This window comes from Pseudomonas sp. Marseille-P9899, from assembly GCF_903166565.1.
In the GTDB taxonomy this organism is placed as follows: domain Bacteria; phylum Pseudomonadota; class Gammaproteobacteria; order Pseudomonadales; family Pseudomonadaceae; genus Aquipseudomonas; species Aquipseudomonas huaxiensis.
This window is the reverse complement of record NZ_CAESCG010000001.1, coordinates 1,778,057-1,792,221: the sequence shown is the minus strand read 5'-3', so window position 1 is coordinate 1,792,221 and position 14,165 is coordinate 1,778,057. Positions and strand designations below refer to the sequence as shown.

Sequence of the window (14,165 nt, the reverse complement as noted above, 5' to 3'; positions counted from 1 at the left end):
GCCGCTGGTGCGGCGCATCGCGGCTAAAGCCGCTCCTGCAATTTTGCAACGTGCCATGGTCTGGGGGGCAGGCTGGAGAGGGGGCGTCAACGGCTTCAGTTCGATCGATGAAGCCACTCCTCCCGCGTCATCTCCCACACCTCTTTCAGCATGGCGCCTGACACGAAACGTCCTTCCTGTGTCGCCACCAACCGCATCCGCTCGCGAATGGAAACCTTGCGCGAGCCCTCGTTCTCCACCGCCTTAGGCACTTGCATGACAGGCCGCCCCAGAGTCTCGAACCAATAAGCATTGATCACCTCGCACGCCTCCCGCATGTAGCCCTGACCCTGCCATTGCGGCGCGAGCCAAAAGCCGCGGTTGTTGCCGGGCTCGTCGTACAGGCAGATGCTGCCGATCTTCTGCTCAGGCTCCGCCGCGAGACAAATCATCCAGTGCCATACGCGACCTGCGGCAATGGCGGGGAGGGCGATGTCGCGGACGTAGGTCAGCGCACCGTCATCGGGATAAGGCCAGGGCACGCGGCTGTCTAGGTAGCGAACCACTTCCCAATGGGGAAAGAGCTGCTGAATGGCGGAGGCGTCGGCCAGTTGCAGCGGGGTCAGTAGCAGACGGGCGGTTTTGAGGATGGGGGTGCTGTGCATGGCGCAGGATCCTTTGCGGGGGCGAGGGGTAGTTTCGCAACGCAAGGGCGGTGATGTCGAGGGGCCACTTGACATCACCGAAGGGGTGGCGGCTATGCGCAGGTTGGTAGACCGGACCTAGGCACCCGGCGCGCGCGAAGGCGCCCTGTGCATAGCCGCCATGAAGGTGTGAGCTACTTTACTGAGCAGTCACCGTCCACGTCCGGTCCAGGTTGTAAGTAACGTTGAATGTGCTTTCTCCGGTGCTGGCATCGCAGACAGCGGCGCCCTCGGCTGCGATAGGGAAGTTGAGCCAGGCGCCTTGTTGGAATGCTCCGATCTGCACGTAGAACTGCAGGTTTGGTTGGCAGTCAACGGTCAGGTTGGGCGCTGCCTCGAGCAGGCTTGATATGGCTATGGAACCATCGCGGGGAAATTTGACGGCCAGGCCGATATTGATAATTCCGTTCGTCTCGGCGTCGTAGGCAGGCGTGACGATTCTAAATGCACCTGGCATCACGCCTGCTTGCGGGTAGGCGGGCGACAGGCCCAACGGATTGACGCTCAAATTGGTCGAATTGTTGTCCGAAGGGCCTGCTGGCAGGGCCAGCTCGATCGGCTGGCTGGAGGTGATGCCGTTGAACGGGATGTTCGTTGCGGCTGTCGGAAGTTCGGTCTGGGCACACGCGTAGTACTGTTGCGAAACGCAGAATGTCAGCACCGATCCCGAGCTCGCGTAAGCCGGCAAATTTGCCTGGAACAGGGAGTGTGACTGCGCCGCCCCAACGGTAGAACTGATCGGCGCCTGGAAGAAAAAGAAGCCCTGGCCTGAGTCTGAATTGTTGGTGACATTGATGGTGTAGTAGGTGCTCATAAGACTCCCCTTCAGGATGGATGGTTGCTCGCTGATATGTTGGGTTTCTTTTCTTGCCGGGTTCGGCTGCCGGATGGCGGGGCGTCGCGCGGTTGCAGCGGGAGCAGCAGGCGCGCTGTCTTGAGGGCTGAGACGCTTTCCATGGCAGAGGATCCCTTGTGTGAACGAGAGGCAGTGTGGCAAGGCGAAGGGGCTGATGTCGAGTGGCCATCTATCGATCCTGCGACGGGTCAAGCTGCGCCCCGGTAATCTGCCTCCAGCATCCGTCGCGCAAACGCGATCACAGCATCTCAAGGGCTCACCCTGTATCCTGACCGCGTCATATCGCTACCAAGGACCCTGGTATGTCGCTTCCAAGCGAACTAAATGCGTTCTCCGATACAGACTCGTTTTTCATGAGGCAGGCGCTCGATCAAGGACGACGCGCGCTTCCTGATTGTCTGCCCAACCCTCCCGTCGGATGCGTCATCGTGCGCCATGGCTCCGTCATTGCCAGTGGCTACACCCAGTCACCAGGACAGCATCACGCAGAAGCGATGGCCCTTTCACAATTGGAGCAGGGGCTCGATGACCTGACGGCTTACGTCACGTTGGAGCCTTGCTCTTTCGCCGGCCGGACACCTTCATGCGCCCTGGCGTTGATTGCCACACGTATCGCGCGGGTGCATGTCTCGATGCTCGATCCCGACCCCCGTAATGCCGGAGCCGGCGTTGCCATGCTCCGACAAGCTGGAATTGAGGTCACGGTAGGGTTGCTTGAAGACCAGGCTCGTCGGGACCTGGGCCCGTACTTGCACCGCGAGCAGCCCCTCAAAGCCCTGTCCATCGTGAGCCCCAACGGCGGGCGCATTGCATCTGGCCAGAAAACCCTCGAAGTGCGCCGCTGGCACCCGCATCTGGACCCAAACGAGGACCTGCTGATTGTTGAAAACGAGCGCTTCCTTCACGCAGATGGCGATGAAGACGATGGTCATGCCGTCGCGATCGTTCGGGTCAGGGCGGTTCGCCCTTTCGTTGAGGCCGACATCCCGGCCGCCTGCGCCAGCAGTTACGCGCAGGGCTGGCTTGCCTGGGAACTGATCGATGTCCGGCCAATCACGCCGCCGGTGCCGGTCCGGGCAGCGCGGGGCATTTACGAAGTGGATTTCTCTGGCTTGAGCCATTGCCTGTCTTCGTAAAATGTTTCGCTCTTGAACTCAATCGCACAAAAAGCCTCTGTCGAATGACAGACTTACGCCACTTTCACTTTTTACAGAGATCACCATGCTTCGTGTTTTCGAACGACGCCTCGACCCGTTTCCCCCTGACGAACTACCTCCGCCCCCCGTCGGCCTGATGCGTTTCCTGTGGGCCTGCACGCGCGGCGCCCGTGGCTACATCCTTCTCTTCGCGCTGCTGAGCGCCGCAGTGTCGATCTACGAGGCCTGGCTGTTTGCCTTTCTTGGCCAGGTCGTGGACTTGCTTTCGGCCTGGAAGGCCGGCGGCGCTGAAGCGGGGCAGGAAAGCCGTGTGTTGTGGGGGATCGCCATCGTGCTGGTCACCAGCATCGGGATCGTGGCGCTGCGGACCATGGTCCAGCACCAGGTCCTGGCGATCAATTTGCCGTTGCGGCTGCGCTGGGACTTCCACCGCCTGATGCTGCGGCAGAGCCTTTCCTTCTTCTCCGACGAGTTTTCTGGCCGCGTCACCACCAAGGTGATGCAGACCGCCTTGGCGGTGCGCGAGGTGTTGTTCACCCTGATCGAAATCCTCCCCGGTATCGGCGTGTATTTCATCGCGATCATCGCCCTGGCCGGCGGCTTCGCCCTGAAGCTGATGCTGCCGTTTCTTGCCTGGATTGTCCTGTTCGGGCTGGCCATGCTGTATTTCGTGCCGCGCCTGGGCAAGGTCGGGCAGGAACAGGCCAACGCGCGCTCATCCATGACCGGTCGGGTGTCGGACGCGTACACCAACATCACCACGGTGAAGCTGTTCTCCCACTCCAAGCGCGAGGCGCACTTCGCTCGCGCGGCGATGGAAGACTTCAAGGAAACCGGCTTTCGCCAGATGCGTCTGGTCAGCTTGTTCGAGATCGTCAACCAGACGCTGGTGGTGGGCTTGATCCTCGGCGCCGGCGGTTATGCACTGTGGCTGTGGCACCAGGGCGATGTCGGTACCGGCGCGGTGGCGGCGATCACCGCCATGGCCTTGCGCATCAATGGCATGTCGCACTGGATCATGTGGCAGATGACCTCGCTGTTCGAAAGCATCGGCACCGTGCAGGACGGCATGCAGACCCTGACCCAGGGGCCCAAGGTGGTGGATGCGCCGGACGCGGGCCAACTGGTCACCAGCGGCGGTGCGGTGAGTTTCGATAACGTCAGTTTCAACTACGGCGGCGAGCGTCAGGTCCTTGATAGCCTGAGCCTGACTATCCGTCCGGGTGAAAAGATCGGCCTGGTGGGCCGTTCCGGAGCGGGCAAATCCACCCTGATCAATCTGCTGCTGCGCTTCTACGATGTGGACAGCGGCGCGATCCGCATCGACGGGCAGGACATTTCCCGGGTCACCCAGGACAGCCTGCGCAGCGCCATCGGCATGGTCACCCAGGACACCTCGCTGCTGCACCGCTCGATCCGCGACAACATCGCTTATGGCCGTCCCGACGCGACCGATGCGCAAATCCGCGAGGCTGCGGCCAATGCCCAGGCTGCGGGCTTCATCGACCAGCTCAGCGACCGGCAGGGCCATACCGGCTATGACACCTTGGTCGGCGAGCGCGGTATCAAGCTGTCGGGCGGACAGCGGCAACGTATCGCCATCGCCCGGGTGATGCTCAAGAACGCGCCGATCCTGTTGCTCGACGAAGCCACCAGCGCCCTGGATTCGGAGGTCGAGGTTGCCATTCAGGAAAGCCTCGATGAAATGATGCAGGGCAAGACGGTGATCGCCATCGCCCACCGACTGTCCACCATCGCGGCCATGGACCGGCTGATTGTCATGGATAACGGGCGGATCATCGAACAGGGCACCCACGCTCAATTGCTCGAAAAGAACGGCACTTATGCGCGGCTTTGGCAGCACCAGAGCGGTGGATTCCTGGGCGAGGATCAGGGTGTGGTCGAGGCGGTCGACTAGAAAACAAGCGGGGCGTCGATAGCTGCGGCTCAGGCTGGCAGCTATCGGTCGCCCTTCAGCACTCGCTCCTGTTCAGTCAACCAGCTCGACGTAGCTCGACTCTCCGCCCCCGGATGCCCCCGACAGCCAGCCCCAGACAAAGCTCAGCGTGGTCCGCCCTGTGTCATCGACCCCCACCGTCCCCCGCGACCAGCCGGCAAGCATTTCACCCTCTGTGGTCAGGCAGTGGAACAGCAGTTCGATACTGTCGGGCCCTGTCACCCGGCCAACCTGATTGCCGATGCGAATCCGCCCGCCCTGATAGGTGCTGGAAATGCCGTTGTCCTCGACCAGGTAATGAAACACCGTGCCGCTGCCGGAGAGTCCGCTGGCATTGGCGGCGACGGCGAAGCGGCGGTTGTGCAGGCGGTCGCGGAGTTGGGGGAAAGCGCTATCCATGAATGACGTGTCCTTGGTGGTCTGTGCTGTGGGTGATCAGAGCATGAAATGCTTGTGCGGGAAACCTGTGGCTTGTCCCGTAAAAAATTAACCGGTGTTGTTGAGCCCGGGCCTTGTATGCAGGTCGGCCGATGCGTCTCGACTGGCAATGCCCCGTTCGGCATACTTCCTGCCCGGAAATGCCCGATCCTACGTAGCCATGGAGAAAGTGAGGCGTGCTGCTGATTCGTGATTCACAGATGGCGATCCTGGCGCAGCCGGTCTACCGTGCAGCGGCGCTGCGCATCGCCCAGGCGGCGATCGAACACTGGCCGCAAAAACTGGGCAAGGTGAGCGCTGAAGAGCTGGTCCCCCGAGTCCTCGCCAGCATGGATGAAGCCCGCGAGTGCGGGATGGGCAGCGAGGAAGAGTTCATGCGCTTCTTCAATTTGCAACTGGCCTTGGGCGAGCGCTTTCACTTGGCGCCGGAAGGCGAGTGGGCCCGGCGCATTCTTCGCAACGAACGCCTGACCTTCGCCACCAGACTGGACCAGCTCACCGACGGTGCCGCGCAGCGCCTGAGGGCAAGGGCGTGAGTGCCTGGGACAGTCAGCCGGGTGTGTATGAAGACGTACCACCCGTTCGCGCTACGGATTCGTTGCAGGCGATGGATTCCGCCGCCAGGACGACCCGGGGCGCGAGTGCGACGCTGGAGCCGGTGTTGCCGTGCCAGCAGGGCAAGGTCTGGCTGGAACTCACGGTGCTGGACAACAGCGGACAACCCGTCGCGCAGGCCGATTGCACGCTGAAAATTCCCCAAGGCGACGGTCTGACGCAAAAGACCGACGACAAGGGCTACGTGAAGTTCGAGGGCATCAGTGCCGACCCTGAGACATTCACGGTCAGGGTGGAAGCATCCGACAGTACCGAGGGCGCTTACGCGATCAGCGTCGTGCCCAGAACGCGGAGTGCTGTGGCGCCGACGCAGGCTGACGACCCGGAGCAGGAAGACAGATACTTCGAGCCCCCCTGGGAGCGCGATTCGCTCATATGGTCAGAGTAAATCTCACCGGCAGGTGATCGCTGACTCCTGCGCTCCACAGCACCACGCGAAAGATGGCGTTCCATTCCTTCTGGGTAATGGTGTTCACAGCGGCGGCTTTCGGGACATAAGTGGCGTGTTCGACGACCAGATCGGCCACCGCTAGGTTGGTGATGTCAGTGCCCTGGAAGCCGTTGGTGAATACGTGGTCGAAAGCATTGCGCTTCCACTCATCCTTTAAATCGTCGTCCGCATTGCCGCCAGCGAAAACGGCAAGGCTGCTCCTGGGGTTGGCTGGCATGTGCCTCACAAACGTTGTCGCCATGCTGGTGAAGGCCTGATGATCATCCTTGGTGGCGCAGCACGTTCGGTCACAGACGTTGTAGTCGCCCACCAGCACGGTGTTGGTCTGCAGCCGCTCGGTAGTGATTTCCCGCAGGTCGTTGAGTTTCTTGACCATCAGGATATTGGCGTTGTTGACATAGTTCTTGCCCGCCTGCGGCGGAGCGTGCAGGGCCACCAGAAAGAACCCTGGATAGCAGCTCGCCTCGAATGTCAGGTTGAAGGTGCCCGATGCCGTCGGCGTGCCCTCGAGGAGGCCCGACCTGGACAGTTCCAGCCCGGCGGGCAGCATGCTCGAGGTGGTCCAGGCGGTTGGCCGATATCCGCCCGTGGCGCCCAGCTCCACGAAGTAAGGCTGGTTTTCCGTGCCGTCCGGCAAGTGGGGCGTGGTGATGGTCAAGGCGTTCGTCACGGTAATGGTGCAGGTCTGGGTTGCCTTGACCAGGTTGTCATCGGTGACTTCGATATCGAACGTCTGCGTGGTGGCTGTGTCGTCCACGTTGCCGTAAATCACGCCGTCGTTTGTGTCGATGCCCAGCCCTGAGGGTAATGCCCCCGCGATGCTCCATTTCGGGGTGCCCCGAACCCATTCGGCTCGCGGCTCGAACAGGTAGTAATTGTTCTGCGAAGTGCTCGGCAGCGCCGCGGACGACGTGAGGGCAATGGTCTTGACCTCCAGCGTACAGCTTTGCGAACGGGTAGCCGAGGAGTCCGTTGCTTCTACATCGAAGGTGAAGATGCCAGTAGCGGGAGGCGTTCCCTGAAGGGCGCCCGTGGCGGTAGTCAGGTTCAACCATACGGGCAGCGTCGAGCCGGTCTTCACCTTCCAGGTCACTGCGCCTGTGGCACCGTCACTGGCGAGCAGCGTGTTGTAGGCCTCAGCGCAAGTCGCTGTTGGCAGCGCGGCGGGGGAGGTGATAGTCAGCACCGAAGCGGGCACGACAGGTGCTGGCGCCGCCTTGATGGTCAATGTCGTGACCCAATTGGTTGTCTCGGCCACTGCCGTTACTTCGCGGAACTTCATCAGGTAGGGGTTGCGCCCCTGGAAGTTCAACTTTGCTCCCGTAAGGTCGCAGTGTTTTATCTGGCCGGGGTGAACATCCTTCCACGGCGGATTCACCGGGCGAGGTTCGGGGCAGACCACATCCAGGTTCGGGCCGTCGATCGCAACTTTGCTTGAGTCGTAATACACAGCGACACAATCAACCCGGGTGTCGTTACTGGACATCAGGGGCGGCACCATCTTCCAGTTGCCACTTTTCAACGACAGCCAGTCGAACAGCGTCAGCATGGCCTTGTAACCCGAGCCTTTACTTACCACTTGTCCCAGCTTGCCTTTGCTCACACCGGGTTTGGGTTCAATGATGACGAAGATGTCGCATAGCTGGTTTACGCCGTCATACAACTGCTCCTGGATCTTGTTGCAGTTCTTGGTGTAGCGCGTATTGGCAAAGTCCTTGATGTTCCAACTGATGATTCGCAGATCGGTCATTGGTTCGGCTTCCTTGGCACAGGCCTTCTGCGACGAGCAAGAGGTCTTGGCCAACTGACCACGCCCGCCTGGTTCAGCACGATCGGCCCGTCGGGTGTGTCGTCATCTTCGTCGCCCTCTGCGCTCATGTCTTTTGCCTGGTAAAGCGGCTGCATCGACAGCCGGGGTTTCCAGTCGGGCGGCAGAAACTCTATTCGGTAATCGGCAATGCCAATCATCTCCGGGTCGGGCTCGGGCATTTTGATGTCAAGTGTCGCCAGGAGGTTTTCAGGGGGCACACCATCACCGTCTGCGGTCAGGGCGACCTCGGTTCCCCAGGTAATGCTCACCGGCATCTTGAGGCCTGCGATGCTGCCAACCCCCTCGGCCCAGAGCGAGGCGGCGTGCTTCGTGTCCGGAGCGCCTACGTTGCAGTGGAGTTCCATTTGCTCCAGATCGACCCGTACGCCGCCCGGCGAGACAGATGCACCCGTATTCAGGAGCGCCAACTGAATCGACAGGCTATAGAGCGTCTGTGTGTACAGGTCGTAGAAGTACTCCATGGAGGTGATGTGGTACTTCCAGTCCTCCACGTTGTTGATGACTGAGGCGAAGGCGTCCTGGGTCGCCGAATTGCCAGCGAACAGCGGTTTCAGCTCGCCGAGCGTCCAGGGAAGGCGGTATTGGGTGCCCGCCAGACGAAATGCGATCACTTCATTGTCGGCAGGTACTTCCGCCCATAGGGGCACATAGTTGTTGTCGGCCCAGACCTGGCCGCCAAGATTGAGCTGTGCGAAGGGGGCCGGTTCTCCGTGGACCTTGGTTTCAGCCTCGTCCTCTTCCTCCTCGCTGGAGGGTTGTTCCGGAGTCTTGGTGCTGATATCGAAGAAACAGCCTTGTAGTCGTATCGTCGCGCCGAGCTCAACCTGGAAGAAGGGAAAGCTCTTCAGATACATCGGCACCCAATTGAAGTCGCCATCCAGCAAGAGCCCGTACATGTACAACGGTTCCGGGCCTTTGATTATCTTTTTGAGGTTATCGCCAGGTATGGCCTTCAAGATCATGCTGACGCCAGCCTTGAGGGAGAAACAGATGTTCCCGTGGCAAAACGACGATGCCGTCGAGCTGCAGACTATGACGGGTTCGTCCAAGGCGATATTTTCCAGTTGCGGTTGCCAGGTGTCGCTTGCCCACTGCTCAAGGAAGCCCTCACCGTCGGTGCCTTCAATGACCAACGTGGTCACCGGGCCGAAGACGTTCTCCGTGAACTCGATGTGTACCCGTAAAAGCGTGCCCTTGTAATTGACTTCGGCATCGACCCTTACAGTGGTTACGTCCAGGCCGGACTCGCCATCACCCATAAGGGTTTCTTCTGCGTTGGAACTGCGAGCTACCCAGTTGAACAGCAGCGGTTGACCTTCCTCCAGATCGGTATCGTCATCCAGAGTGTAGGGGATTTCCGATCTGTGCTTCTTTCGTGGCTGATCCTCGATGTCCTCGTCATCATCGTAGAAAGCCGACTCTGTCTTATCGACGTTCAACGATGTGAGGACAGCATCCGCCCCAATAAACCAGGCCGCATATTCCGCCACAGACGCCAGGTTTTCATCCTTGAGGTCCGCCTGGTCGGCATGACGAAAGTGATTGTAGATCTGCATCAGTTCGACGGACACGGGACTCTCCTGTTGGCTGTGTGGAGGGAGGGACGATGCTTTTGGGGACTTTGGAAGCGCTTTTTTTCAAAGACTATCCGGGTCTCCGAAGAGCATTTTGACAGGGCTCCAGGGCGGTATGTCCGGCTTGCAAAAGCTGAAATGCAGCCCCGGAAATTCCCTTCCATACCGCCAACAGAATGCGTGATCGAGAATGGCGATTTCTGACAGATGTCGGGGTGGTGCACAGATGTTGCCCGACAGGACGAATTGACTTTTCAGTGGCAGGAAGCAGACCAGGTCACGCATCCATCGCGGGGTTTGAAACGGTGTAATCCCTGACATGATCAACTCGTCCAGCTTCTATCCTTGGCAGGGTATTGCTCCTTGCGCGTATTTTCCAGTATTGCTGTCTGAAAGTTCAGCGCGTTGGATGGCAGCATTTCCGGAATGCCTCGATACCTCCCGCATACCGCGTAAGTAAGTGGCACGCCAAGTCTGTTTTGGCTCTAAAGCGGCTTGCCGACATGCCTCAAAATGGTCGATGCCGGCCTGTTTGGGACGCGCAATCAGGCTTTTGACGCAAAGTAATAGTTACCTGCGCTCAACCTTCCCCATCAAGCAGGCGCCAGGCCAGCGCCTGGCCTTCGACCAGGGTCGGCGCGGTTCGGTAGCGGACTCCAAAGACCTGCTCGCCCATTTGCCCCATCTGGTCGAAGTGCGACCGCCGTACGGCATCGTCGAGCACGCTGATGATGCCGCGGCACAACCCGGCGAAGGCCACCTTGTGCTGCTTGAGCCACTGGGTGCGCAGCTTGCGGTCCGGGTGCGGTTCGTCGTCCGCCGGTTCCCGGTAGATCAGCACGAACGGCTCGCCGCGTGCCATCAGGGCATCGAGCTCCTGCGCCCACTGCTGGCTGTAACCCGGTGCCACCACGTGCGGTTCGATCAGGCAGAGGGGGAAGGTGCGAATGTCGTGGACCTTGAAGTCTTCAGTGTTCATTTCGATCTCGTTCAGGTGAAGGGATGGACGCAGTGACTCGTCCAGCCAGGCTCAGGCCGTGGTGCTGTGCCCACGGCGCAGGTGCCAGTAGCGGGTGCTTTGCTGCTGCGCCCAGAAGCGCGCGTACAGTCCCCCGGCCGCCAGCAGTTGGGGATGGGAGCCGCGCTCGACGATGGTCTGCTGGTCCAGCACCAGGATCTGCTGCACATCGGTGAGGGTGTACAGGCGGTGGGCGATGACGATGACTGTCTTGTTGCGGGTCAGTTCGTTCAGGGCCTGGGTGACGGCGGCTTCGTTGTTGCTGTCCAGCGCCGCAGTGGCCTCGTCGAGAATCACGATCGGCGCGTCCTTGAGCAGGGCCCGGGCAATCGACAGGCGCTGGCGCTCGCCACCGGACAGGTTCAGGCCTTCGCCCAGACGGGTCTGGTAGCCGTCGGGCAGGGCCATGATGAACCCGTGGCAGCAGGCGGCGCGGGCGGCGGCTTCGAGTTCGATTCGGGTAGCTTCGGGGCGGGCGATGCGCAGGTTGTTCTCGACCGTGTCGGCGAACAGGTGGGTGTCCTGGAACACGAAGGCGATGCGTGCCAGCAGGTCTTCCTGGCGCATCTGGCGCACATCGACGCCACCAATCAGCACCTGACCTTCGTCGGCGTCATGAAAGCGCGCGAGTAGATGCGCCAGGGTGGTCTTGCCGGCGCCGCTGGCACCGACCAGCGCGGTGATGCTGCCGGCCGGTGCGTCGAAGGAGATGTCTTGCAGGACCAGTGCGCCACCTGGGTGGGTGAAGCGCAGGTTGCGCACCTGGATGCCGTGGGCCTGAGGGAGGCGGGCCTCGCTTGGCTCTTGCAGGCAAGGGGCCTGCAACAGCGTTTCGATGCGCTCAAGGCTCCTGCGGTAGAACGCCAATTGCGCCATGAGCGTGGCCGATTCGCCGAGCATGGCGAAGAAACGGTGCGCCAGCACCAGCATCAGAATCAGCATGGGTTGCGCCAGCTCGCCCTGTACCGCCAGGTACACCGCCAAGGCGAGCAGACCGAGCAGGCCGATATCCAGCAGCACGGCAAAGCCCACCGCCAGTAGCCCTGCCAGCACCTCGATGCGGATAGACAGCCGGCGCAGGTGCTGCATCGACGCTTCCAGCGCGCCGAAGCGCTCGGCCGACAGGCCGAAGGCGCGGATCACCTTGATGCCCTGAACGAACTCCAGCAGTTGCCCGGCCAGGGTCGCGCGCTGGGCATGCTTGGCCTGGCTAATGGCCGCGAAGCGCCGGCGCAGGGTCGTGACCAGAAGGCTGCCTGCGGTTGCCGCAGCCAATGCGGCCAGGCCCAGGCGCCAGTCGATCAGCAGCATCAGCGCGCCGGTGAGGGCGGCGATGCCGAGGCGGCCGAAGAGCTCGCCAGTCAAGTGAGTGAAGACTTCCTCGACCTGGGTGGCGTTCTCGCCCAGCACCGCGCTGAGTTCACCGCTGCGGTTGCGGTTGTAAAAACCCAGGGGCAGGCGGCGCAGGTGCGCGGCCAGTTGCAGGCGCAGGTCGCAGAGCATGCCGGTGCCGCCGAGGAAACCGTCGAGGTTGGAGGCCAGGTTGCAGACCAACTGCAAGGTCAGGCTGGCCAGCAGGATCAGCGTCAGCCCTATCAGCAGCGTACCGTCGAGGCGGGCGGCGAAGATCTCGCGCAGGGCGATGTACAGCACGGCGTAGGGCACGCTGGCGAACAACGCCTCGCCAAGGCGCCAGCCAATGCTGCGCCACACCCGCCGGTTGTCGGCGCTTTGGGTAATACGGAAAACCGCCAGGAGCATGTTCATGGGCGTGCCGCTTCCAAGCTGTGGTGGTGGGTCGGTTGCTGGCCCAGACGCCATTCGGCGTGGGCCTGCTGGGCTTGCCAGAGGTGCTGGTAGAGGGGGGCGTCGGCGAGCAGTTGGGCGTGGATGCCGCGGGCGCGGATACGTCCGGCGTCCAGCAGCAGGATCTGGTCGGCTTCGACGACGCTGGCGAGGCGGTGGGCGATCAGCACCACCGTACGCCCTGCGGTCAGGGTGGCCAGGGCTTGGAGGATCAGCGCTTCGTTCATGGGGTCGGCGAAGGCGGTGGCCTCGTCGAGTACCACGATCGGAGCGTTGCGGACCAGGGCGCGGGCGATCGACAGGCGCTGGCGCTCGCCACCAGACAGCCGCGCACCGCGCTCGCCGAGCAGGGTCTGGTAACCCTGGGGCAGGGCCTGGATGAAGTCGTGGGCCTGGGCGGCCTTGGCCGCTTCGATGACCTGGGCTTCGTCGATATCGGCGCGGCCCAGGCGGATGTTGTCGAGCACGCTCTGGTTGAACAGGTGCACCTCCTGCATCACGTAGGCCACCTGGTCGTGCAGTTCGCCCAGCGGCCAGGCGCGCACGTCGCGGCCCTGCAGGACGATGCGGCCTTGCCTGACGTCCCAGAAGCGCAGCATCAACTGCGCCAGGGTCGACTTGCCGGCGCCGCTGGGCCCGACGATGGCGGTCAAGCTGCCGTGGGGCAGGCTGAAACTGATGTCGTGCAGCACCGGGACGCCCTCGTCGTAGGCGAAGTCGACCTGCTCGAACGCCAGTGCGGCGCTGCTGGCGATGCCGGGTGGCGCCTCGCCCTCGGCCAGTTCGGGGGCGCGCAGCAGGGTCTGCACGCGGGTATTGGCCGCCTGCACCAGACGCATCAGATTGCCGAAGAACGCCAGGGCAAACAGCGGCCGGGTGATCCCCAGGCCCAGCAGCAGGCACAGGGTGAAGGCTTGCAGCGACAGGCTGCCTTGCAGATAGAAGTAGCCGCCTATGGGCAGGATGAACAGGCTGTTGGCGCTGATCACCACGGTGAAGGCCGACCAGCCTGGCACGGTGCTGGCGACCATCCGCCCGATCACCGCCCGGTAGGCGTCGATGGCGCCTTGCAGGCGGCCGGTGGCGTTTTCGCCGCCCAGGTACGTCTTGACCACGGCGATGCCCTGCACATAGTCGACGATGCTTGCCGAAAGCTCGGCGTTGACCTCGCCGTATTCGGCTATCACCTGCGGGATGCGCTTGAACAGCACGGCCTGAACCGCCACCGCCAGGGGCACGGTGACCAGGGTCGCCAGGGCCATGCGCCAGTCGAGCCAGAACAGCGCCACGGCACTGGCCAGTGGCAGGGCCAGGGCGGCAGCGGTGTCGTTGAGGTGGTGGGCGATGAATTGCTCCAGGCGGTCGATATCTTCGCGCAGCACCTGGTTGGCGATGCTGGCGGTGCGCGCGTCGATCCAGCCCAGCGGTAGGCGGGTGAGCTTTTTGGCCAGGGCCAGGCGCAGTTCGTGGAGGCAGTCGAAGGCCGCCAGGTGCGACAGCACTCCGCCGGCGCACAGCAGCCCCCAGCGCAGCAGCATGGCCGCGCCGCACCAGGCCAGGATCGGCAGCACCTCGGCAAACGGGGCCGTATCACCTTGGGCGTAGCGCAGCAGTACCCAATACAGGGCGATCAGCGGGGTGATCGACAGCACGCCGGACAAGGCGCTGCACAAGGCTGCGACGTACAGTCGGCGGCGCTGGCCGCCGACCAGCGCGAGCAGGGCGGCGAAGCCGGTTTCGTGGGTGAGGGAGGGTTGGCTCATGGTCACTCCGCAAGCG

Annotated in this window: 12 protein-coding genes and 1 pseudogene; 4 read left to right on the top strand and 9 right to left on the bottom strand. The window is 62.2% G+C overall.

What is annotated here, in order from left to right:
* Nucleotides 1-95 precede the first annotated feature (95 nt).
* Both HWV67_RS07685 and HWV67_RS07680 read right to left on the bottom strand, forming a co-directional pair.
* Complete coding sequence (locus HWV67_RS07685; protein ID WP_175650654.1) at nt 96-644, bottom strand: GNAT family N-acetyltransferase; 549 nt, start codon at nt 642-644, stop codon at nt 96-98.
* A gap of 178 nt (nt 645-822) precedes the next feature.
* Entirely contained in the window at nt 823-1,497 is a 675-nt protein-coding gene (locus HWV67_RS07680; protein ID WP_175650653.1) for a hypothetical protein, read from the bottom strand.
* Nucleotides 1,498-1,841: 344 nt separating this feature from the next.
* Here HWV67_RS07680 and HWV67_RS31635 point away from each other — a divergent pair, with 344 nt between their 5' ends.
* Nucleotides 1,842-2,675, top strand: a complete 834-nt coding sequence (locus HWV67_RS31635) for a deaminase (protein ID WP_175650652.1) — start codon at nt 1,842-1,844, stop codon at nt 2,673-2,675.
* Nucleotides 2,676-2,760: 85 nt separating this feature from the next.
* Nucleotides 2,761-4,614, top strand: a complete 1,854-nt coding sequence (locus HWV67_RS07670) for an ABC transporter ATP-binding protein (protein WP_175650651.1) — start codon at nt 2,761-2,763, stop codon at nt 4,612-4,614.
* A gap of 72 nt (nt 4,615-4,686) precedes the next feature.
* On the opposite strand, the gene HWV67_RS07665 is transcribed toward HWV67_RS07670, so the two are convergent.
* On the bottom strand, nt 4,687-5,052 hold the full coding sequence (locus tag HWV67_RS07665) for a hypothetical protein (RefSeq protein WP_175650650.1): 366 nt from the start codon (nt 5,050-5,052) through the stop codon (nt 4,687-4,689).
* Nucleotides 5,053-5,267: 215 nt separating this feature from the next.
* On the opposite strand from HWV67_RS07665, the gene HWV67_RS07660 reads away from it, so the two are divergent.
* On the top strand, nt 5,268-5,627 hold the full coding sequence (locus HWV67_RS07660) for a hypothetical protein (protein WP_175650649.1): 360 nt from the start codon (nt 5,268-5,270) through the stop codon (nt 5,625-5,627).
* Nucleotides 5,624-6,094 carry a hypothetical protein gene (locus HWV67_RS07655; protein WP_175650648.1) on the top strand — a complete coding sequence of 157 codons (471 nt, stop codon included), beginning with the start codon at nt 5,624-5,626 and terminating at the stop codon, nt 6,092-6,094. Before HWV67_RS07660 ends, HWV67_RS07655 begins: the two co-directional genes overlap by 4 nt.
* Here HWV67_RS07655 and HWV67_RS07650 read toward each other — a convergent pair.
* From HWV67_RS07650 to HWV67_RS07630, 6 genes and pseudogenes are all read right to left on the bottom strand, one after another.
* The gene (locus HWV67_RS07650) at nt 6,078-7,907 is read right to left on the bottom strand and encodes a putative Ig domain-containing protein (RefSeq protein WP_175650647.1); all 1,830 of its coding nucleotides are present in this window, start codon (nt 7,905-7,907) and stop codon (nt 6,078-6,080) included. The genes HWV67_RS07655 and HWV67_RS07650 overlap by 17 nt on opposite strands.
* A complete protein-coding gene (locus tag HWV67_RS07645) occupies nt 7,904-9,559 on the bottom strand; it encodes a hypothetical protein (RefSeq protein WP_175650646.1) in 1,656 nt (551 codons plus the stop codon). The genes HWV67_RS07650 and HWV67_RS07645 overlap by 4 nt, the downstream gene beginning before the upstream one ends.
* A 228-nt stretch (nt 9,560-9,787) precedes the next feature.
* Nucleotides 9,788-9,883, bottom strand: a pseudogene (locus tag HWV67_RS31630) (hypothetical protein); the annotation flags it as partial.
* A 259-nt stretch (nt 9,884-10,142) separates the two neighbouring features.
* The gene (locus tag HWV67_RS07640; RefSeq protein WP_175650645.1) at nt 10,143-10,541 is read right to left on the bottom strand and encodes a hypothetical protein; all 399 of its coding nucleotides are present in this window, start codon (nt 10,539-10,541) and stop codon (nt 10,143-10,145) included.
* Between the two features lie 51 nt (nt 10,542-10,592).
* Nucleotides 10,593-12,347, bottom strand: coding sequence for an ABC transporter ATP-binding protein (locus tag HWV67_RS07635; RefSeq protein WP_175650644.1), 1,755 nt, complete (start codon nt 12,345-12,347; stop codon nt 10,593-10,595).
* Entirely contained in the window at nt 12,344-14,149 is a 1,806-nt protein-coding gene (locus HWV67_RS07630) for an ABC transporter ATP-binding protein (protein ID WP_175650643.1), read from the bottom strand. The genes HWV67_RS07635 and HWV67_RS07630 overlap by 4 nt, the downstream gene beginning before the upstream one ends.
* Nucleotides 14,150-14,165: the final 16 nt, after the last annotated feature.